Origin of the sequence: Pseudomonas sp. HD6422, from assembly GCF_025377065.1 — a bacterium.
GTDB lineage: Bacteria > Pseudomonadota > Gammaproteobacteria > Pseudomonadales > Pseudomonadaceae > Aquipseudomonas > Aquipseudomonas putida_U.
On sequence record NZ_JAHWIW010000018.1, the window covers coordinates 26,542 to 48,225 of the forward strand.

At 65.9% G+C, this 21,684-nt stretch carries 16 protein-coding genes; 7 read left to right on the forward strand and 9 right to left on the reverse strand.

Annotated features, from left to right (window positions below; all coding sequences use genetic code 11):
* Positions 1–10: 10 nt before the first annotated feature.
* From KY379_RS14690 to tssA, 9 genes are all read right to left on the reverse strand, one after another.
* Entirely contained in the window at positions 11–1,948 is a 1,938-nt protein-coding gene (locus KY379_RS14690) for a type VI secretion system tip protein VgrG (protein WP_261240653.1), read from the reverse strand.
* An 11-nt stretch (positions 1,949–1,959) separates the two neighbouring features.
* Positions 1,960–4,635, reverse strand: a complete 2,676-nt coding sequence (tssH, locus tag KY379_RS14695; RefSeq protein WP_261240651.1) for a type VI secretion system ATPase TssH — start codon at positions 4,633–4,635, stop codon at positions 1,960–1,962.
* Positions 4,628–5,677, reverse strand: coding sequence for a type VI secretion system baseplate subunit TssG (gene tssG / locus KY379_RS14700; RefSeq protein ID WP_261240671.1), 1,050 nt, complete (start codon positions 5,675–5,677; stop codon positions 4,628–4,630). The genes tssH and tssG overlap by 8 nt, the downstream gene beginning before the upstream one ends.
* The gene (tssF, locus tag KY379_RS14705) at positions 5,641–7,503 is read right to left on the reverse strand and encodes a type VI secretion system baseplate subunit TssF (protein ID WP_133331712.1); all 1,863 of its coding nucleotides are present in this window, start codon (positions 7,501–7,503) and stop codon (positions 5,641–5,643) included. Before tssF ends, tssG begins: the two co-directional genes overlap by 37 nt.
* Positions 7,500–8,015 (reverse strand): type VI secretion system baseplate subunit TssE, encoded by a 516-nt coding sequence (tssE, locus tag KY379_RS14710; RefSeq protein ID WP_133331713.1) that lies wholly within the window; start codon positions 8,013–8,015, stop codon positions 7,500–7,502. Before tssE ends, tssF begins: the two co-directional genes overlap by 4 nt.
* Positions 8,016–8,177: 162 nt before the next feature.
* A complete protein-coding gene (locus KY379_RS14715; RefSeq protein WP_133331714.1) occupies positions 8,178–8,666 on the reverse strand; it encodes an Hcp family type VI secretion system effector in 489 nt (162 codons plus the stop codon).
* A gap of 43 nt (positions 8,667–8,709) precedes the next feature.
* Entirely contained in the window at positions 8,710–10,206 is a 1,497-nt protein-coding gene (gene tssC / locus KY379_RS14720; RefSeq protein WP_133331715.1) for a type VI secretion system contractile sheath large subunit, read from the reverse strand.
* Between the two features lie 11 nt (positions 10,207–10,217).
* Complete coding sequence (tssB, locus tag KY379_RS14725) at positions 10,218–10,733, reverse strand: type VI secretion system contractile sheath small subunit (protein ID WP_133331716.1); 516 nt, start codon at positions 10,731–10,733, stop codon at positions 10,218–10,220.
* 72 nt (positions 10,734–10,805) lie between these two features.
* Positions 10,806–11,837: a type VI secretion system protein TssA gene (gene tssA / locus KY379_RS14730; RefSeq protein ID WP_133331717.1), complete on the reverse strand. Its 1,032-nt coding sequence runs from the start codon at positions 11,835–11,837 to the stop codon at positions 10,806–10,808.
* A 395-nt stretch (positions 11,838–12,232) separates the two neighbouring features.
* Here tssA and tagH point away from each other — a divergent pair, with 395 nt between their 5' ends.
* From tagH to KY379_RS14765, 7 genes are read left to right on the forward strand one after another with little or no spacing between them, the layout of a single operon-like run.
* Entirely contained in the window at positions 12,233–13,600 is a 1,368-nt protein-coding gene (gene tagH, locus KY379_RS14735; RefSeq protein WP_261240647.1) for a type VI secretion system-associated FHA domain protein TagH, read from the forward strand.
* Between the two features lie 39 nt (positions 13,601–13,639).
* Positions 13,640–14,131, forward strand: a complete 492-nt coding sequence (gene tssJ, locus KY379_RS14740) for a type VI secretion system lipoprotein TssJ (protein WP_133331719.1) — start codon at positions 13,640–13,642, stop codon at positions 14,129–14,131.
* A 15-nt stretch (positions 14,132–14,146) separates the two neighbouring features.
* Positions 14,147–15,481 (forward strand): type VI secretion system baseplate subunit TssK, encoded by a 1,335-nt coding sequence (gene tssK / locus KY379_RS14745; RefSeq protein WP_261240644.1) that lies wholly within the window; start codon positions 14,147–14,149, stop codon positions 15,479–15,481.
* 6 nt (positions 15,482–15,487) lie between these two features.
* Positions 15,488–16,804, forward strand: coding sequence for a DotU family type VI secretion system protein (locus KY379_RS14750; protein ID WP_261240642.1), 1,317 nt, complete (start codon positions 15,488–15,490; stop codon positions 16,802–16,804).
* Entirely contained in the window at positions 16,801–20,310 is a 3,510-nt protein-coding gene (gene tssM / locus KY379_RS14755; RefSeq protein ID WP_261240641.1) for a type VI secretion system membrane subunit TssM, read from the forward strand. Before KY379_RS14750 ends, tssM begins: the two co-directional genes overlap by 4 nt.
* Positions 20,307–20,963 carry a type VI secretion system-associated protein TagF gene (gene tagF / locus KY379_RS14760; protein ID WP_261240640.1) on the forward strand — a complete coding sequence of 219 codons (657 nt, stop codon included), beginning with the start codon at positions 20,307–20,309 and terminating at the stop codon, positions 20,961–20,963. Before tssM ends, tagF begins: the two co-directional genes overlap by 4 nt.
* Positions 20,960–21,679 (forward strand): PP2C family protein-serine/threonine phosphatase, encoded by a 720-nt coding sequence (locus tag KY379_RS14765; RefSeq protein WP_133331724.1) that lies wholly within the window; start codon positions 20,960–20,962, stop codon positions 21,677–21,679. Before tagF ends, KY379_RS14765 begins: the two co-directional genes overlap by 4 nt.
* Positions 21,680–21,684 lie beyond the last annotated feature (5 nt).

Below are 21,684 nucleotides of genomic sequence, written 5' to 3' on the forward strand. Positions count from 1 at the left end.
GGAAGTCTCGTTACTTGCCGGCGTCGGGGAAGAGGGCCTTCACCGCGTCGTCGATGGTCTTTTTCACGCCCTGGTTGTCCGGCGCGGTCTGCGCGCCGCTGCCGACGTTCAGGTCGAGGGTGCCGTCGGTGTTGATCTCGGCGTCCTGCTTGGCATGGAAGCTGAACTGCTCGCAGCTGATGTTGATCTGCCCGCTGGCATTGAGCTCGATCACGCTCTTGCCGCAGACCAGGCGCAGGTTCTCGCCCACTTCGATCAGGTAGCTGGTGCTGACGCTGTCGGTCTTGCTGGCGCCGACCAGCAGCATGTCGTCGCGGCGCACGGCGCGGATGCGGTCCTGGCCGATGGTGATGGTCTCGAGCATGCCCACGCTCTGGCTGCGGTTGATGCCCACCGACAAGGTCTGGTTCTGCTCGACCACGGTGTCCATGTTGCGTTCGGCGTGCACGTACAGCTGCTCGGCACCCTTCTTGTCTTCCATGCGGATTTCATTGAAGTTGGCCGGGCTGCCGCCCTTGCTCGAACGGCTCTTCATGCCGCTCTGCGTGGCGTTGGCGGGCAGGTCGTAGGGCACGCTCTGCTCGGCGTTGTACACCCGCCCGGTGATGATCGGCCGGTCGGGGTCGCCTTCGAGAAAGCTGACGATGACCTCCTGGCCGATCCGTGGAATCTGCATCGACCCCCAGTTCTTGCCGGCCCAGGCCTGGGACACGCGAATCCAGCACGAGCTGTTCTCGTTGGATTGGTCGTGGCGGTCCCAGTGAAAGTGCACCTTGACCCGACCGTACTGGTCGGTCCAGATCTCCTCGCCGGGCGGACCGACCACGACTGCGGTCTGCGGGCCCTTGACGATGGGCCGCACGGTACTGCCCTGGGGGCGAAAACTCTGCTGCGCGTCGATGCAGCTGAGGTTGCCTTCGAACTGCGCCTCGCCGCCGCCGCTGCCGCTCTCCAGGCGCTCTTGATGCACGTAGTAGCGCGCCGCGACGATCAGGTACTCGCGGTTCTGATCCTGGCGGGTGAAGCCGCTCAGACTGAACAGGTTGCCGCTGCCCAGGCCGCGCGCGTTGCCGCGCAGTTCGATGCGCTCATGCAGGCTCTGCAACGACTCCAGGCGGGTGCGTGCATAGTGCTCGCCGTCTTGGCTCTGCTCGTAGGCACCTGGGTAGTCGAACAGCGGGTAGTCGCCGGCCTGGTGCGGGCGCGGCATGGCCGAGCGCACGTCGATGCGCGCGCTGGGGCGCTGGAAATCGTAGTCGTTGAGCTCCAGGGAACCTGGCTGGACCTCCTGGGCCAGGTGCCAGTCGTTGATGTGGTCGCGTTCGCGATGCTGCCCGTCCGGCGGATAGTAGGGCACGCTCTCGTAGCCCGGCACCTGTGGATGGGCGCCATAGGCATCGGCCAGCACCAGCACGTGGCGTTCCTGCTCGTGGCGGAAGAAGTAGTAGATGCCTTCTTCTTCCATCAATCGGCTAACGAAGTCGAAGCTGGTCTCACGGTACTGCACGCAGTATTCGCGCTCGCGGTAGCTACGGCTCAGGGCATCCTCGAAGTCCGAGAAACCCAGGTCGCGGAACACCTGCTTGATGATCTGCGGTGCGCTCAGGTGCTGGAAGATGCGGCAGTCGCTGGTACGGGTCAGCAACCACAGCCAGGGGCGCAAGGTGACCCGGTAGCTGGCGAACTGGCCTTGGTCGACCGACTGGCTGCAGCGGGCGACGATGCCGTGAAAGTGCCGAGAGGTGCCCAGGTCTTGCTGCACGCTCAGGCACATCGGCTTGCCGAGCAGGGCATTGAGGTCGATGGCCGGGTCGTCGCTGGTCAGCCGCAGCTCGTAGTCGAATGGCCGGCCGAGCTCATCGCTGCCACCCATTTCGGCAAGGATCAGCTTGTCCGGCCCCAAGGGGCTGTCGATTCGCGCCAGGCGCGTGAACTGCGTGAACAGCATGGTCGATCCTGTCAGTCGGCGGCGCCGAAGTCATAGTGCAAGTCGTTGTCGCGGCGGCTGATGCTGACGCTGGCCAGCGGCTTGCCTTCGAGCAGGCGGGTGAGGAATTCGCGGCTCATGTCCGGCAGCAGGCCGTTGGTGAGAATCGCGTCGATCATCCGGCCACCGCTTTCGGTTTCGCTGCAGCGTGAGACGATGAGGTCCACCACGCCGTCGTCGTAGGCGAAGCCGACCTTGTGCGTACCTTCCACGCGCTTGCGGATGCGCTCCAGCTGCAGGCGGGTAATGGCCTTGAGCATGGCGTCGCTGAGCGGGTAGTAGGGAATGGTCACCAAGCGGCCAAGCAGCGCCGGTGGGAAGATTTCCAGCAGCGGCTGGCGCAGCGAGGTGGCCACCGTGTCCGGGTCGGGCAGGGCCTGCGGGTCGCTGCAGGTGCGGGCGATCAACTCGGTGCCGGCATTGGTGGTGAGCAGGATCAGCGTATTGCGAAAATCGATCTGGCGGCCTTCGCCGTCTTCCATCACGCCTTTGTCGAAGACCTGGAAGAAGATTTCATGCACGTCCGGGTGGGCTTTCTCCACCTCGTCCAGCAGCACCACGCTGTACGGTCGGCGGCGAACCGCCTCGGTCAGCACGCCGCCTTCGCCGTAGCCGACGTAGCCGGGTGGGGCGCCCTTGAGGGTGGAGACGGTGTGGGCTTCCTGGAACTCGCTCATGTTGATGGTGATCAGGTTCTGCTCACCGCCGTACAGCGCCTCGGCCAGGGCCAGGGCGGTCTCGGTCTTGCCCACGCCCGAGGTGCCGGCGAGCATGAACACGCCGATCGGCTTGTTCGGGTTGTCCAGGCCGGCGCGGGAGGTCTGGATGCGCTTGGCGATCATTTTCAGCGCGTGGTCCTGGCCGATGATGCGCTTGGCCAGGTGGCTGTCGAGGTTGAGCACGGTCTCGATCTCGTTGCGGGCCATGCGCCCGACCGGGATGCCGGTCCAGTCGGCCACCACCGAGGCCACCGCCTGGTAGTCCACGGTCGGCAGGATCAACGGGGTTTCGCCCTGCAAAGCGCCCAAGCGCTGTTGCAGGTCCACCAGGGTTTCACGCAGCGCATGGCTGCCTGGTACCTCAGTCTCCTGATCGACCTCGCCGACCTGCTCACGCAGTTGCGCACGGGTAGCCAGCAGCTCATCCACCAGAGCTTTCTCTTCGGTCCAGCGGTCCTCCAGCGTGGCCAGGCGCTGGCGTTCTTCGCCCAGCAGCGCCTCGGCCTGGGCCTGGCGCTGTACGGTGTGCACGCCAATGGCGTGCTCCCGGGCGATGATCGCCAGTTCCACTTCCAGCGCCTCGATGCGCCGGCGGCTGTCGTCCACTTCAGCCGGCACCGCATGCAGGCTGATGGCCACGCGGGCGCAGGCGGTGTCAAGCAGGCTCACCGACTTGTCCGGCAGCTGGCGCGCCGGAATGTAGCGGTGCGACAGCTTTACCGCGGCTTCGAGCGCTTCGTCGAGGATCTGCACCTGGTGGTGTCTTTCCATGGTCGAGGCCACGCCACGCATCATCAGCAAGGCCTTGGCCTCGCTCGGCTCGTCCACCTGCACCACCTGGAAGCGGCGGGTCAGGGCGGGGTCTTTCTCGATGTGCTTCTTGTACTCGGCCCAGGTGGTCGCCGCTACCGTGCGCAGGCTGCCACGGGCCAGGGCGGGCTTGAGCAGGTTGGCCGCATCGCCGGTGCCGGCGGCGCCACCGGCACCGACCAGGGTATGGGCTTCGTCGATGAACAGGATGATCGGCCTGGGCGAAGCCTGCACGTCTTCGATCACTTGGCGCAGGCGCTGCTCGAACTCGCCCTTCATGCTGGCACCGGCTTGCAGCAGGCCGACGTCCAGGCTGCGCAGTTCGACGTCCTTGAGGGACGGCGGCACATCGCCGGCGACGATGCGCAAGGCGAAGCCTTCGACCACTGCGGTCTTGCCCACGCCCGCCTCGCCGGTGAGGATCGGGTTGTTCTGCCGGCGGCGCATGAGGATATCGACCAACTGGCGGATCTCCTCGTCGCGTCCGACGATGGGGTCGAGCTTGCCGCTGCGGGCCTGTTCGGTGAGGTCGACGGTGAAGCGCTTGAGCGCCTCCTGCTTGCCCATCGCCGCCGGTGCCACGGCGCCACTGGCTTCGCCCGGAACGGCAGCGCTGAAGCCGTCGGTGGCGGCCAGTTGGTTTTCCGGAGAGTCACCCACGTACTCGTCGAAGCGTTCGCTCAAGGCTTCTATCTTGAGCTTGGCGAATTCACTCGACAGGCCCAGCAGTGCGTTGCGCAGGCTCGGCGTCTTGAGGATACCGACCAGCAGATAGCCGGTGCGCACCTGGCTTTCGCCGAACATCAGGCTGCCATACACCCAGCCACGCTCGACCGCTTCTTCGACCTGGGAAGACAGATCGGTGATCGAGGTCGAGCCGCGTGGCAGCCGGTCCAGGGCGTCAGTCAGGTCGCGGGCCAAGCGCGCCGGTTCGACGTTGAACTGACGCACGATGCGGTGCAGGTCGCTGTCCTGCAGTTGCAGCAACTGGTGCAGCCAGTGCACCAGCTCGACATAGGGGTTGCCCCGCAGTTTGCAGAACACCGTGGCGGCTTCGATGGCCTTGTACGCAACGCTGTTGAGTTTGCCGAACAGTGCGGCGCGGCTGATTTCACCCATGGTCCTGGTTCCTTGTCGGTGGGGCGGCGACCGGCTGGTCGGCGTAGTAGCGGGCCAGCTTGAGGTCGCGTGCATCGTGCGAGGGACGGCCGAGCCAGGTATCGAAGCCCAGGCGTTGGCCAGCGTTGAGTTGCAGCGCGGGCACCTGGTCCTGCGCGAGTATCAGGTTCAGATCCCAGTCCAGCTCCTGGCCCAGGTATTCGGCGACCCACGCTGCCAGCTCGACGAAGGCTTGTCCTCCGGGCAGCAGGGCGTGGTACTGGTCGAGGCTGAGCGGGCCGAGGCATAACCGGAACTTGTGTTGACGGTCCCAGACGTAGCGGCCCAGGCACAGGTCCACGCCCAGGCGATTGGCGCGTACGCCGAGCTGGCTGCGCTCGGGCAGTTCGAGCCATTGGCCGACGTACTCCTCGAGCGTCACCGGTACCCCGAAGTAGCCGCTGAGAATGCTGCACAAACCGTCGGGGTAGCGGGTCTGCGCGCTCAGGTGGCCGGACCAGTGCAACTTGGCGGTATCGGCCAGCGGGCCCTGGCCTAGCAGTTCGGGTTGACCACGACCGCTCAGCGCCGCCAGGCGCGCGGCCCAATAGTCATCGCCGGGGCGGTCGTGGCTGACGGTCGGGCGTGCTTCGGCCCAGGCCCGGTAGAACAGGCTCAGCAGGCGGTGGTGGAAGACGTCGAGAAAGGCCTTGCTGGTCGCGTCGGCATGGTTGCGCTGGCGCTCGCGCATGTATTCGGTCAGGTGCAGCGGCAGCGGGCCGTTGGGCCCGCCCAGGCCGAAGAAGAACTGCTCCAGGCGCGCAGGGCCGTCCTCCACGGCATCGACCGCGGCAAGGGTCGCCGGGGCGAAGCCGCAGTCCAGGCGCTGGCCCAGGCGCACTGGCTCATCGGCCAGGCGTAGCGAGTGGCCGAAGCGCGGCAGCTCGGGGTATTCTGCCTCGAGGCGGCGCAAGGCCTGGAAGAAATCGTAAGCCCAGGGCTCGGCCTGCATGGCCTGCAAGGTGTTCACAGGATCGGCCTGCGTCCGGGCTTGGCGGTCCAGCGCATGATCTCGCCACGTTCGCTGGTGCGCAGCACGGTTTCGGTGAAGCTGTTGATCGACACGTAGCGGGTCAGGAAGCGCTCGAACACCGCCCCTAGCAGGAACACGCCGGTGCCGCGGAAAGCATTTTCATCGAACGTGAGGGTGATCTCCAGGCCACGACCGAAGACGATCGGCCCTGGCATCGGCAGGCGCCGGGTGCAGGGTTTGCAGCTGACCTCGCGCAGCCCTTCGATCTGCAGGTTCAGGGCGCTGTCCTGTGGGTCGCCGTACAGGCGCAGCAGTTCGCGCAGGGCGGCGGCGCCCTGGCCTTGCTCGGCCAGCGACAGGTAGTTCAGCGACAGCTGGCTGATCAGGCGCCAGGCACGGTTGTCGTGGGCATGGCTGGCCTTGGGCCGACTCGGTCCGGCCAGGCAGCGTATGCCTGCGACCGGGGCGCTGTCGGCCAGGCTGAAATCGCTGCGCCCGTCGCCGACGGTCATGAACAGCGGCAGGTCGCGGTTGCTGCACAGGGCGGTGATGCCCAGTTGCCGTAAGTCGTGGCGGTAGGGTGCCTGCTGGCCGTCGACCAGGCTGACGAAGGTCTCGCTGCCCATGTAGCTGGAGCGGGTACCGTTACGTCGCTGTTCGCTGGACAGCACCCGTGGTTCGCGGCGCACGATGTAGTAGGCCTGGTCGCGGCCATAGCGCGACGGGTCGCGCACGGCGTAGAAGGGCAAGAACTCCTGATCCGGGCCGGTGCCGTGGCCGGTCACCTGCTGCAGCGAATGGATCTCGAAATCGGTGGGGCGGGTGCGGTCGGCGATCACATGGTGCTCATGCACACGGTCGGTCAGGTGCAGTCGGTCGACCCGACGCGGGAACAGGTTGATCGCCGGGGTGCAGAACGGCACGAACTGGCTGGCGCCGACACTGCTTTCCAGGCTCTGGTCGAAACGCTCGAACAGCACCAGCACTTCCAGTTCCTGGCCAGTGCAGCGCTGCACGGCGCCCTCGAGGCCGGCGAAGTCGACGAACAGGAAGCGTTGCGGCAGGGCGAAATACTCCTGCAGCAGGCGGTAGCCCTGGAACGCCTGGGGCACCACCGGCAACGCGGCTTCGCGATCATCGAAACCACACGGGCGCAAGGCTTGCTCGACCGGGATGCGTTCGACCCAGTCGGCTCCGGGCTGGCGCACGAACACCGCGCAGGCGCTGCCCAGCAATTGCTCGTAGAGGCGGAACGGGGTTTCGTCGGCGCCGTTCAGGTACAGCGGCAGGTGGCTCAACGGCAGGCTGGCGAACGGTACTTCGGCGCCGCTGCGCAGGGTCAGGCGCAGGCCGGCACGGGCCTGGGGCACACTGGCGGCCAGGCGCCCGAGCACCGCGCCGGGGTTGCCGAAGTAATCGGCGCGGGCCACCTGCAGCGGCCACAGGGTCACGTCCTGGGTGCTCCGAAACTCGCACGGGGTCTGTGAATTGCGGCCCAGGTTGGCGCGCAGCACGCTGCCCCGCGGTAGCTGGAAACCGGCCGCCAGCGAGCCCTCGTCCGGGTCGGTCTGCAAGTGCACCACGGTCATCGACGGGGTCGGTGCCAGGTAGTGCGGGTAGGCGATTTCCAGCAGGTTGTGGGTGAAGGTCGGATACTCGGCGTCGAGCTTGAGTTGCACCCGCGCGGTGAGGTAGGCGAAGCCTTCGAGCAGGCGCTCGACGTAGGGGTCGGCGCATTCGATGCCGGACAGCGTCAGGCGCCCGGCGATCTTCGGGTACTCCTTGGCGAACTCAGCGGCTCCTTCGCGGATGTGCTGCAGTTCCTGGTTGTACAGCTCCAGCAGGCGCGGGTTCATGCTCGCCTCCTGCGGTCGGCCGGCGCCACGCTGACATGCCCGGACTCCAGGTCGACGTCGGTTTGCAGCAGCAGCGGCAGGGCCGCGGGCTGAGCCCACAGATCGCCCTCGATCTCGAAGCTCAGGGCGTTGGCGTTCATCTGCCCGGGCGCAGCCTGGGCACGCACCTTCAGGGTGTGGGCGAGGATGCGTGGCTCATAGGTGACGATGGCCTGGTGGATGATGCGCTCCAGCACGTTCAGGTCGATGTTCGAGGCGCTGTTGCCAGCCAATGCTGGCAGGCCATAGTTGACCACCGAGGCGCCGGCGGGGGCGTTGAGGGTGGTGCTGGCGTCCAGCAGCGAGGTGGTGTTGAGCAGCCAGGCCAGGTCGCGCAGAACCGAGGCCTTGAGCTGTTGCAGGCTGAGCACACGCTTGTCCGGGGCTTCCTGTGGGTTGCCCGGGTCGTCGTCGGTCAGGCGATCGAGCAGCGAGGGCTGCAAGCGGTCGCGGGCGGCAATCTCGGCTACCACTTCAGAAGGTCTCGCAGAGATGAGTGGGACCCTGTAGGAGCGGGCTTGCCCCGCGAACACCGGCAAAGCCGGTGCCATGTACCGCGGCGTCTGTTTCGCGGGGCAAGCCCGCTCCTACAGGACGCGCAATCGGCTGGAGACTTCCCACAGGGGGTGGCCACGTCAGATCTTGACGTTGGAACGAATGTTCCAGCCGTACTTGATCGGGCCGCCTTCCTTGCTGCCGTCGGCTTTTTGCGGCTGGTAGTCGACGGTGACCTTGGCGAAGTTCAGGGTCACGTTCTCGGTCAGGCGATCGTCGCTGCCCGAGCCGCCGGTGCTCAGCGAGCTGATCAGCACTTCTTCGAGATTGATGATCAGGTACTCGACCTGGCTTTCACCGCCCGCCTTGCGCACGGTCAGCTTGACCTTGTCGATGTGCTTGCCGCTGGAGCAGTGGGCCATCAGGTTGGGGCTGGACTTGTCGATGTACTTGGTGATCGACAGGTCCTGGATGTTGACCTTGCCCGAACCGCCGCCGCTGCCCATGTGCATGTTGCCGGACTGGGACATGCCCCAGCTCCAGTTGAGCACGTCGATCTCGTCCTTGTGGGTCTTGTCGTTGGACTCGCCCTTGATGTCGCCGATCTTGATGAAAATATCTACAGCCATGATGTCCTCGGAATTACATGTCGATTAACGGGTGGGCGGGGCATCAAGCCCCTTTGGCCGAAGGCAGCTTCGACACCAGTCGCAGCGACACGGTCAGCCCTTCGAGCTGGTAGTGCGGGCGCAGGTAGAAGCGCGAGTTGTAGTAGCCTGGGTTGCCTTCGACGTCCTCGACCACCACTTCGGCCGCTGCCAGCGGGTGCTGGGCCTTGGTGGTCTCGGTGGAGTGCGCCGGGTCGCCGTCGACGTAGTTGAGGATCCAGTCCTGCAGCCAGCGCTGCATCTCGTCCTTCTCCTTGAACGAGCCGATCTTGTCGCGAACGATGCACTTGAGGTAATGCGCGAAGCGGCAGGTGGCGAACAGGTACGGCAGGCGCGCGGCCAGGTTGGCGTTGGCGCTGGCGTCCGGGTCGTCGTACTCGGCCGGCTTCTGCAGCGACTGGGCGCCGATGAAGGCGGCGAAGTCGGTGTTTTTCTTGTGCAGCAGCGGCATGAAGCCGTTTTTGGCCAGCTCCGCTTCGCGGCGGTCGGAGATGGCGATCTCGGTCGGGCACTTCATGTCCACGCCGCCGTCGTCGGTGGGGAAGGTGTGCGCCGGCAGGCCCTGCACTTCGCCGCCCGATTCCACGCCGCGGATGCGCGAGCACCAGCCGTAGTGCTTGAACGAGCGGTTGATGTTCACCGCCATGGCGTAGGCGGCGTTGGCCCAGGTGTACTTGCTGCTGTCGGCGCCGTCGGTGTCTTCCTCGAAGGCGAAAGCCTCGACCGGGTCGGTCTTGGCGCCGTAGGGCAGGCGGGCCAGGAAGCGCGGCATGGTCAGGCCGATGTAGCGCGAGTCTTCCGATTCACGCAACGAACGCCAGCCGGCGTATTCCGGCGTGGTGAAGATCTTGGTCAGGTCGCGCGGGTTGCTCAGTTCCTGCCACGAGCCCATGCCCATGACCGTCGGCGAGGCAGCGGAGATGAACGGCGCATGCATCGAGGCGCAGATCTTCGACACTTCGCCGAGCAGTTCCACGTCTGGTGGCGACTGGTCGAAGTAGTAGTCGCCCACCAGGCAGCCGTAGGGCTCGCCGCCGAACTGACCGTACTCTTCCTCGTACAGCTTCTTGAAGATCGGGCTCTGGTCCCAGGCGGTGCCCTTGAACTTCTTCAAGGTCTTGTGCAGATCGGTCTTGGAAACGTTGAGCACGCGGATCTTCAGTTGCTCGTCGCTCTCGGTGTTGTTGACCAGGTAATGCAGGCCACGCCAGGCGCTTTCCAGCTTCTGGAAATCGTCGTGGTGGATGATCTGGTTGACCTGGGCGGTGAGCTTGGCATCGATGGCGGCGATGATCTGCTCGATCGAACCGATGGCATCGTTGGAGACCAGGTTGGTCTGCGCCAGGGCCTGCTCGGCCAAGGTACGCACGGCGCTTTCCACGGCTTCCTTGGCGCGCTCGGTCTTGGGCTTGAATTCCTGCAGCAGCAGGTTGGCGAATTCGCTGGGGTCCTGGGTGGCCGCGGCCGGTTGGCCCTGGGCGTCGCGCATTGGATCGTTCATGGGCTGTCTCCTCAGGCCTTGGGCTCGTTGTCGGCGGGTTTCGGCGCGCTGGCCAGGGCTTGGAGCAGGGCCGGGTCCTTGATGGCCTTGAGGATGATGTCCTCGGCCCCGGTCTTGCCGTCCATGTAGGTCAGCAGGTTGGCCAGTTGGGTGCGGGCTTCGAGCAACTGGTTGAGGGCATCGACCTTGCGCGCCACGGCGGCAGGGCTGAAGTCGTCCATGCTCTCGAAGGTGATGTCCAGGCTCAGGTTGCCTTCACCGGTCAGTTCGTTGGGCACATTGAAGGCTACGCGTGGCTTCATCGCTTTGAGCCGCGAGTCGAAGTTGTCGACGTCGATCTCCAGGAACTTGCGCTCGGCGACTGCCGGCAGCGGCTCGGCCGGCTTGCCGGCGAGGTCGGAGAGCACGCCCATGACGAACGGCAACTGGACCTTTTTCTCGGCGCCGTAGAGTTCGACGTCATATTCGATCTGCACCCGCGGCGCGCGGTTGCGCGCGATGAATTTCTGGGAGCTGTCTTTCGCCACGTTGTTCCTCCTGGTCGCCGGTGCGGCGGCTCTATTCGTTGCGGGCGTCGGTATTGATGCGGCGCGAGGGCGTCAATCGTCCTCGGGGCCGCGCAGGTTCTCGAATTGCGACCAGCCATCGGGGATCAGGTCGCGGACAATGGTTGCGAAATCGGCATTGACCAGCTTCTTCGCCCGGTGCAGCAGCACCGGCAGCGGGCTCGATGGCTCGTGGCGGGCGTAGTACTGCAACAGGCGGTCCAGGCTCTGTTGCACGTCCTCGCGGCTGCTGATCTCGCCAGGTCGTGCGGCGGCGCGTGGGCTGGCCGGGATGGTGGCAATCTGGTCCTCAGCGCTGTCGGCGGCAGGCGCGGCATCGTCGGCCAAAGCCGGTGCCGCTCCTGCCGGGCCGTAGTCGTTCAGCACCTGTTGCACCTGACGCAGCGGCTGGCGTAGGGCCGACAGGTCGACACCACTGGCCGAACCGACCTGGTCGTTGACCCGGCGCTCGATGGCGTCCACGGCTTCGCGGGCCAGTTGCAGGGCCTGCCGGCACTGCTGCAACTGCTCGTCATCGGCATCGCGCAGCGCGGCGGCCAACTCCTCGGCGCTGAGCTGCTCGCTGGCGAAGTGCTGAACGCCGGCAGCGTGCAGCGCTGCACGCAGGGTCACCGGGCCGAAGGCGCGCGAGCGCACTAGCACGGCGTCGCGCAGCAGCGCAATGTTGGTCTCGCAGGTCAGGCCGGCAAGGGCATTGACGCGTACGGTGGGGTCGTTGTCGTCGGCTGCGTCCAGCTGCGGGTGCAGATACAGCCAGTACTCGCCAAGCAGATCGCGAATGAGTTCGAGACTGGCGACCAGGCCCGGCAGACCGTGCAAGGCAAGGTTGGCCTGGAGCAGGAAATGGGTGATACGCAGGTCTTTGCTGCGTTGCAACAGGGCCGTGCAGGCCTGTTCGATATCGCGCCATTGAGGCGGTTCGGCAGGCTGAACCGCATCGCCCATCACACGTTCCGGGCGACCTTGGGCATCCCGCTCAAGTTGCAGGAAATCGGCGTCGTATTCGAGGTCATCGCCGCAGGGGAAATCAGCGGAAACGGCGGCGAGTAACTGCGATGAGTTCACCAGAAATCGATCTCCATATCGGCCCGTGGTAGGGGCGTGTTCACGCGCGAAGTTGCAAGTGTGAACCAGTGCACAGATTTGCCAAAGAGTACCGAGGTGATATCAGAGTGATATCGTTTTAGTACTTCGAAGTTGCGCATTTATGGTTTATTTGTTCGCGAGTGTCAAGGTAAGCTACGCGCCCTGAGTACCCACTGTGACCCAGTTGGCAGCCGCACAGTACCACTTGTCGGGTGCAATGAGTGTGCGGGAACAATAGGGTCATAGAGCTCGCCTTATATTCGGTTTGTCGTCTGGAAGCCTTGATAATCAAGGGGTTCAGCACTCATTTGAAGGGCAGGGCTGATCTATTCAAATGAATGGCTTGGCACTTCAAATATATGCAAGGAGGCATGATGGCACTTTGCCTGACTATCACCAGTTATCACAAGATTACTCCCGGACAATGCCCGGAGAAGTTGCTGGAAGCCGGTGCCATCACTGTCGGGCGTTCGTCGGATAATGATTGGGTGCTGCCGGATCCGGAACGACTGGTATCAGCCAGGCATTGTGTGATTCAGTTCAAGGATGGGCGTTATTACTTGACCGATAACAGTACCAATGGTGTGGAGTTAGTGCGCGCCGGTATTCGCCTGCGCCGCGGCGCCAGTGAGCCGCTGATGGATGGCGAAGTTATTCGGATCGGCGAATACGAAATTCAGGCGCGCATCGACGCCGGTCTTTCCACCAGCGTGGGCGGCGAACCCGAGGTCCACAGTTTCGAGGCGTTGATGGCAAATCAATCCTCGGCCTCGGCGGTGAGCAACCCGCCGATTTCCGGTGCGCCTGCGGCATTCCTCCAGGGGGCATCGAGTCACGATACGCTGCCCGACCTGTTCGATTTTCTTGGCCCTTCGAGCGTACCGCCAGTCAGCCAACCCGACCATGTCCCGGCCCAGCAACACGACTTCCGTCCGCCGACTCCGGTAGCGTCACCGACTCCGCCCGCGTCGGTGGCCGAGCCTGCCCCGGCGGGGAAGATTCCGGAAGACTGGAACCTGTTCGACACACCGCCCGCTCCAGTACAGGCACCGCCCCCGGCAGAGCCGCCTGCGCCAGTCGCACCAGCACCGCTAGCTCCGTCGCCTGAGCCGGTCGCACCTGCCGCTGCGCCACCCGCACCGAGCGCGACCGGCGATGCGTTGCTTCAAGCCTTTCTGCGCGGCGCCGGTATCGAACACCTGCGCATCGACGCTGCCGATGCCGCGGCACAGATGGAGGCCATCGGCCGCAGCTACCGCCTGATGGTCGAAGGTCTGATCGATGTGCTGCGTGCGCGTAGCAGCCTCAAAGGCGAATTCCGCATGCAGCAGACCACCATCGCCCCGGTGCAGAACAACCCCTTGAAATTTGCCCCAAACGCCGATGAAGCGTTGCTGCTGTTGCTGCGCCACGGCAACCAGGCGTTCATGGCGCCGGACCAGGCCGTGCGCGACAGCTTCGATGATCTGCGCGCGCACCAGCTGGCCGTGATGGCCGGCGTGGAAGCGGCCATCAAGCATCTGCTCGGCCGATTCGAACCGGCCCGCCTGGAGCAGCGTCTGGCACCGGCAGGCGGGCTCGCCAAGCTGTTCGGAGGCTCGCGTCAGGCGCACTGCTGGCAACAGTTCACCGAACTCTATGGGCAGATTTCCCAAGAGGCCGAAGACGACTTCCAGGACCTGTTCGGTCGGGAATTCAGCCGTGCCTACGAGGCCCATAACAGCCGTTTGCGACGCTCCTGAGCGAGCGAAGGAAGATCACAGTACGTCATGAGGACGAGGATGAAAGCGACACGACTGATCGCCGCACTGACCCTGGTGCTGCTCAGTGCCTGCAGCAAGGACGCGCCCATCGCCGCCGACAGTGCGGCCAGCGGCTCTGCCGTCACCCTGTATTTCAGCGCTGCCGCCGGGCTCAATCCGGGCGCTGGCGGTACACCCGCGCCGGTTCGGGTGCGCCTGTACGAGCTGAAGAACAGTGCAGCCTTTGCCCGCGCCGACTATTTCGCCCTGGCCGAGCGTGCCCAGGCGACCCTTGGCGCCGACCTGATCGATCAGGACGAAGTGCTGTTGCAGCCTGGCGAGCAATTGCGCCTGGAGCGTCCGCTCGACCCGGCCACCCGCCAGGTCGGTCTAGTGGTCGGCTATCGCGAGATCGACCAGGCCCTGTGGCGCAGCGTGCTGCCGGTGCCGCCCCGTGACTATCAGATCAGCCTCGATGTGCGTGCCGTGCGCAGCGCCGTGGCCACCCCACAACCTGAGCCTGTGCGCTAGGCAATCGGAGCCCCCATGTCCTGGAACAATCGCGTGGTCTGGTCGGAAGGCATGTTCATCACGACCCAGCACTTCCAACAGCATGACCGCTATCTTGAGCATTTCGTCGACGCCCGCAGCCGACCCTTGAGCGCTGCTGCCTGGGGCTTCTCGGAACTGCTGCTCGACCAGGGCCTGCTGGCCCAGGGCAAGCTGGCGATTCTCAGTGCCCGGGGCCTGTTGCCCGACGGCACGCCGTTCGATATCCCGCGCGACGACCTGCCGCCGGCGCCGCTGGAGGTGCCTGACGAGCTGCGCGACGGGGTGATCCACCTCGGCCTGCCGCTCAAACGAGCAGGCGCCCGCGATACCGTCGACGAGGGTGAAGCGCTCGCCGGTGCCCGCTACATCAGCCGGGTCAGTGAAGTGCGTGATGACAACGCCCCGTTCGAGAACCGCGCGCCATTGGCACTGGCCAGCCGCGCCCTGCGTCTGCTGCGCAGCGAAGATGGCCTCAGCGACTACGCCGCACTCGGCATGCTGCGCGTGCGAGAAAAGCGCGCCGATCGCGCTCTGGTGATCGATGACAGCTATATCCCACCGGTGCTCGACGTGGCCGCCAGCCAACAGTTGTCGAGCTTTTGCGGCGAGCTGCTGGGCCTGCTGCACCAGCGCGGCGAAGCGCTGGCGGGGCGGGTGGTGGCATCGGCCAATGGTGGGGCTTCGGAGATCGCCGACTTCATGTTGTTGCAGTTGGTCAACCGCGCCCAGCCACTGGTCGAGCACCTCAACCAGCTCAGTCCGCTGCACCCCGAACGGCTGTACAGCGAGCTGGTGGCGCTGGCCGGCGAGTTCGCCACCTTCACCCGCGATGGTCGCCGCCCGCACAGTTTCCCGGTGTACCAGCACGACGATCTGGCCGCGACTTTCGCCCCGGTGATGGCGGCGCTGCGCGAGGCCCTCTCGACCCTGATCGACAGCAAGGCGGTGGCTATTCCCATCGTCGAGAAGGCCTACGGTATCCACGTCGGCATGCTCGCCGATCGCAGCCTGCTCGACAGCGCCAGTTTCATCCTCGTGGTCCGCGCCGATGTGCCCAGCGAGACCTTGCGCAGCCGTTTCGGTCAGCAAAGCAAGATTGGTTCGGTGGAACACATCCGCGACCTGGTCAACCTGCAGTTGCCGGGTATCGGCCTGCTGCCGTTGCCGGTGGCACCGCGGCAGATCCCATTCCACGCCGGCTCCACCTATTTCGAGCTCGACCGCGGCAGCGAGCACTGGAAACAGTTGCAGCATTCCGGCGGTTTCGCCTTCTACGTCGCCGGCGAGTTCCCCGGCCTGAGCCTGGCCTTCTGGGCCATTCGAGGATAAGCCGCGATGCACCCGGAAGATCCACAGGCAGACGACCGCACTCAGTTCATGCCGCGCCCCGGTGGCCGCGGCCCGCAACCTGCCGCCGCGGTCGCTGCGCAGGCGGCGCCTGCGGCGTCGTTACAGATGCCCGCCGAGCCCCTGGCACCTGGCCAGGGCGTGGGCCTTAATCCGCTCGAACAGGCGGCCGGGCCATTGCTGGCCTTGCTCACCCGTCTGCGCAACACCATCGCCCACCCGGCGCCGGCCAGCTTACGGGCGCAGTTGCTGGCCTATCTGCGCCAGTTCGAGGAACGCGCCGAAGCCGCCGGTGTGGCCCGCAACGAGGTGTTGCTGGCGCGCTACGCGCTGTGCACCGCCCTGGACGAAGCGGTCCTCAGCACGCCCTGGGGCAGTGCCAGCGACTGGGGCCGGCAGAGCCTGTTGATCACCGTGCACAACGAGGCCTGGGGGGGCGAGAAGGTGTTCCAGTTGATGGAGCATTGTCTACAGAGCCCCCGTGAGCGCCTTAACCTGCTGGAGTTGCTGTACCTGTGCACCAGCCTCGGTTTCGAAGGCCGCTACCGGGTCATGAACGATGGCCGCGCCCAGCTCGAAGCCTTGCGCGAGCGGACTGCCGCGGCCATCCGCAGCGCCCGCGGCGAACGCGAGCGCGAACTGTCGCCGCACTGGCGCGGGGTGACCGTCAGCCGTGATCGTCTGGCCCAGTTCGTACCGCCCTGGGTGGGCCTGGCCGTGGCCCTGGCATTGCTGCTGCTGGTGCTGTTCGGCCTGCGCCTGAAGCTGGCCGCCGATGCCGAGCCGGTGTTTCGTGGCATCCACGCCCTGGGCGAGATCCCGGTGCAGGCCATGGACCGACCGGTGGTGCAACCCAAACCGGTGGAGCGCCCGCGCCTGGCTGGGTTCCTGGCCGACGACATCAAGGCCGGTCGGGTGGCCGTGGAAGACGCGGTGGACCGGTCGGTGGTGACCATCCGTGGCGACGAACTGTTCGCCAGTGCCAGCGCCAGTATCAAGGGTGACTTCCAACCCCTGCTGCTACGCATCGCCGAGGCGGTGGCCAAGGTCAAGGGCAACGTCCGGGTCACCGGGCACAGCGACAACCAACGCATCGCCACCTTGCGCTTCCCGTCCAACTGGGCGCTGTCCCAGGCACGGGCCGAAGAGGTCAAGGCCATGCTCGTCGCGCGTACCGGCCAACCCGATCGCTTCAGCGCCCAAGGGCTGAGCGATACCGAGCCGCTGGCGTCGAACGCCACTGCGCAGGGTCGGGCGAAGAATCGCCGCGTTGAAATCACCGTTCTGGCGGAGGGCGTCGAGTGAAGGCGTTGTTCAGTTTTGTCGTTCGCTGGGTGGTCCCGTTGCTGGGGTTGATCGCCCTGAGCCTGATCATCTGGTTCGTCGGGCCTTTGCTGGATGTACTGGCGCCGGCTGCCCCGCGTTGGGCGTTGATCGTCCTGCTGTTCGCCGCCTGGATCGGCTATCGCACCTGGCGTATCGTCCAGGCACGCCGCCAGGCCGCCAAGGTAATGCAAAGCCTGGCGGCGGAAACTGCCCCGGATCCTGCCAGCGTGGCGACCGCCGAAGAACTGGCGACCCTGCGCCAGCGCATGGACGAAGCTCTGGCGCTGCTCAAGAAAGCCCGCCTCGGCGGCGACGAGCGGCGTAACCTGTACGAACTGCCGTGGTACGTGATCATCGGCCCACCTGGCTCCGGCAAGACCACCGCGCTGGTCAACTCCGGCCTGCACTTCCCGCTGGCCGCGCAACTGGGCGAGGGCGCCATCCGTGGCGTAGGCGGCACGCGCAACTGCGACTGGTGGTTCACCGACCAGGCCGTGCTGCTCGACACCGCGGGTCGCTACACCACTCAGGACAGCCACGCCCAGGTCGACAAGGCCGCCTGGCTGGGCTTTCTCGACCTGCTCAAGACTCAGCGTGCACGCCGGCCGATCGACGGTGCGTTCATCGCCATCAGCCTGTCCGACCTGCTGCTCGGCAGCGAGGCCGAGCGCGCCGCCCATGCCGCAGCCATCCGCGCGCGGATCCAGGAACTGTACAGCCAGCTAGGCGTGCGCTTCCCGGTATACCTGATGCTGACCAAACTCGATCTGGTACCGGGCTTCATGGAGTTCTTCGACAACCTGGGCAAGGACGAGCGCGCCCAGGTGTGGGGCATGACCTTCCCGCTGGACACCGTGGAGCAGGGTGGCGACGGCCCGCTGGCACAATTCGGGCGCGAGTTCGGGCTGCTCGAACAGCGCCTCGGCGAGCGTCTGGTCGAGCGTCTGCAACAAGAGCGCGACCCGGCCCGGCGCGATCTGATCTACGGCTTCGTGCAACAGTTCGCCGCGTTGCGCGGCAACCTCACGCAGTTCCTCGACGGTGTCTTCAAACCCAACGCTTTCGAGGAGCGCGCGCTGCTGCGCGGTGTGTATTTCACCAGCGGCACCCAGGAAGGCAGCCCCATCGACCGGCTGATCGGCAGCATGGCACAGAGCATGGGCCTGGACCGCGCTCACCTGGCACGGCAAAGCGGCAGCGGCCGCAGCTACTTCATCGAGAAGCTGTTCAGCGCGGTGGCCTTCGCCGAGCGTGGCCTGGTCGGCAGCAACCCCAAGGTGGAGCGGCGGCGCAAGTGGATCGCCCGCGGCGCCTTGGCCTTGAGCGTAGCGCTGGTCGTACTGGTGGGCACCCTATGGACCCTAAGCTACCGCGCCAACCAGCAGTACATCGCCGATGTCGACAGCCGCTTGCAGCCGCTGGGCAAGCGCGTGCAGGCGCTGAGTCCGGCCCAGCGCAGCGTGGTCGACGTGCTGCCGCTGCTCAACGCCGTGCGCCGCCTGACCGATGATCCGCCTGGCTGGGCCGAAGGGCTGGGCCTGTACCAGGGCGACATGCTCGAAAGCGAATCCCAGAGCCTGTACCGCAAGCTGCTGATCGCCATCTTCGCCCCGCGCCTGGTGACCCGCATCGAAGAGCAGTTGTATGCCGGCGGTCCCTCCGACTACCTCTACGAAGGCCTCAAGGCTTACCTGATGCTGGCCGATGGCGAACATTACGATCCCGAGTTCCTCAAGGCCTGGATCACCCTCGACTGGGAGCGCCAGCTACCCCGCGACCTTGCCCCCGATCTGCGCCAGGCCCTGGAGCAGCACCTGACGGCGCTGTTCGACAAACGCCCGCCGAATGCGCGGCTGGACCAGCGTCTGATCGACGACACCCGTCGCCAACTGCAGCAGTTGCCGGTGGCCCAGCGTGTGTATGACCGGGTCAAGCGTCAGAAGCTGCCTGTCGGTGTCAGCGACTTCCGCGTCAGCGAGGCGGCAGGCCGCGATGCTGCGCTGGTGTTCCGTTTCAAGAACGGCAAACCACTCAGCGACCCGCTGCCTGGACTGTTCACCGTCGAGGGCTACCGCAAGGCATTTCTTGCTGCCAGCCTGGCGCAGAGCACCACCCTTGCCGAGGAGCGTTGGGTACTGGGGCGCACACCCAGCGAGGCGGGCGACGCCAAGCGCCTGGCCGACGACGTGCAGCAGCTCTACTATCAGGACTACATCCGCCACTGGGATGCCTTGCTCGACGATCTGGATTTCGTGCCGATCACCAGTGTCGGCCAGGCGGCCGATGTGTTGCGGGTGCTGTCGGGTCCGACCTCGCCGATGAAGCAACTGCTGCAGGCCGTGGCCCATGAGACCGACCTCAGCCAGCCGACTGCCCTCGACAAGGTCAAGGACAAGGCCGAGCAAGCAGGTGTCGATCAACTGCGCCAACGCTTGGGTGGGTTGCTGGGCGAAGCGCCGCTGCCCAGCGATAACCCCGCCGCCAAGGCGCTGGACCCGGTGACCGCACACTTCGCCGAACTGGCCGCGCTGGTCGACACCGGCGAAGGTCAACCAGCGGCCATCGATGGCTTGCTCACCGACCTCAACGCGCTCTACGTGCAGGTCAGCGCCATGGTCGGGGCCAGCGGCGATGCCTTGCTCGGCGAAGCCAAGAACCAGGCGCAGGCTGCGGCGCAACGTGTCGCACTGGGCGCGGCGCGCCAGCCCAAGGTGGTGCAGAACCTGGTCAGTTCGGTGCTCGGCTCGACCCACAGCATCGTCATGGGCGGGGTGCGCAATCAGCTCAATGCCGCCTGGTCGAGCGAGGTGGTCAACGTCTACCGCCAATCGCTCAGCGGCCGCTACCCGATGGTGGCCGGCAGCTCGCGTGACGCCACCTTGGAAGACTTCGGCCAGTTCTTCGGCGTCGGCGGGGTGATGGACAACTACTTCCGCAAGTACCTGCAGCCCTACGTCAACACCTCCAGCACACCCTGGAGCTGGCAGCCGGGCGCGGCGCAGAAGCTCGGGATCAACAGCGGCGTGCTGCATACCTTCCAGCGCGCGGCGACCATCCGCGATGCCTTCTTCCGCAGCGGCAGTGGCCTGCAGCCGGGAGTGCGCTTCGAGCTCAAACCGGTGGCGATGGATGCGAGCATCACCCAGTTCCTGCTCGATCTCGATGGTCAGCAGGTCAGCTACGACCACGGCCCAAGCCGCCCAGTGGCACTGCAGTGGCCCAATCCCAACAGTATCGGCGTGGTCCGCCTGTCGATATCGCCACCCTCGGCCAGTGGCCGTTCGGGGCTGACCATGGAAGGGCCGTGGGCGTGGTTCCGCCTGCTCGATCAGTCCGATCTGGTGGCCGGCAGCTCGCCGGAGCGCTTCAACCTGCGCTTGCGCGTGGATGGCGCCAGCGTTTCCTACGAGCTGCGTGCCAGCAGCGCCTTCAACCCGTTCCGCAGCCGAGTGGTCAGCGGTTTCAGCCTGCCGGAGCATTTGTGAACGACGTGGGTTTCTACGGAAAGCTGGCCTGCCGCGGCGACTTCGTCAGTCGCAGCCTGCCGCAGACTTTCATCCAGCCCTGGGACCAGTGGCTGGCCGCCGGTATCCAGGCCAGCCAGCAGGCACTGGGCGAGCAGTGGCTGCAGGCTTACCTGGTCAGCCCGCTGTGGCGCTTTGCCCTGGCTCCGGGTGTGTGCGGCACCGATGCGGTGGTGGGTGTGCTGATGCCGAGCATCGACCGGGTCGGGCGGTACTTTCCGCTGACCGTGGCCCAGGTACTGGAGCCTGGAGCGTCTGTGGCGGGTGTGGTCGGCGCGGCCGACGACTGGTTCGAAGGCGTTGAACGGGCCTTGTTGGGCACGCTCGAGGCTGACGCGGCGTTCGAGAACTTCGAGGCGGCCTTGCAGCCTTTTCACGGCTCAAGGCCGCTGCCAGCGGGTCCGCGCATGACCGTGGCGGGGTTGCAGCACCTGGATGCGGTTACGCCGCAGGACAGGACTACGGCCTTGGCCGAATGCGCCTGCGAAGGCATGAGCCTGTGGTGGGGGGATGGCAGCGAGCGCATCGAACCGGGGCTGATACGCAGCCGGGGGCTGCCGCGTAGCGACCAGTTCGCCGCCTTTTTGCTCGGCAGCGAGGGCGGCCCTGCATGAGCGGCATGCACTACAGCGCGGCGAGCTACAGCCATGTCGGCATGGTGCGCAAGATCAACGAAGACGCCTGCCTGGAACTGACCTGGGATGGCCTGTGGGCGGTCGCCGATGGCATGGGCGGGCATGCCGCCGGTGACTACGTGAGCAGTCTGGCGGTGGACAGCCTGCGGCAGTTGCCGATTGCCGAGGGCCTGGATGATTTCGCCGAGGCCGTGCGCGACACCTTGGGCCGGGTCAACCGTGCGGTGCGCGAGGAGACCGTGCGCCGTGGCGTGGCGATGATGGGCAGCACCGTGGTGGTGTTGGCCGCGCGCGGCGACCAGGCCATGGGCCTGTGGGCCGGCGACAGTCGCCTGTACCGCTTGCGCGGCGGTCGCATCGAGCGCCTGTCCCACGACCACAGCTACGTCCAGGAACTGCAGGACAGCGGCCTGCTCAACGAGGCCGAAGCCCGCGTACACCCACGCGGCAACATCGTCACCCGCGCCATCGGTGTCCAGGATCGCCTCGAACTACAGGCCGTCAGCGTGCAGGTACAGCCCGGCGACACCTACCTGCTGTGCAGCGATGGCCTGAACAAGACCGCCGAGGACCACGAGATCGCCGACGTGCTCGGCCACGCCGACCCCTACCAGGTGGTGCGCAGCCTGGTGCACCTGGGGCTGACCCGTGGTGCCCCGGACAACATCACCGCCGTGGTGGTGAAGGCCAATTGAAGAGC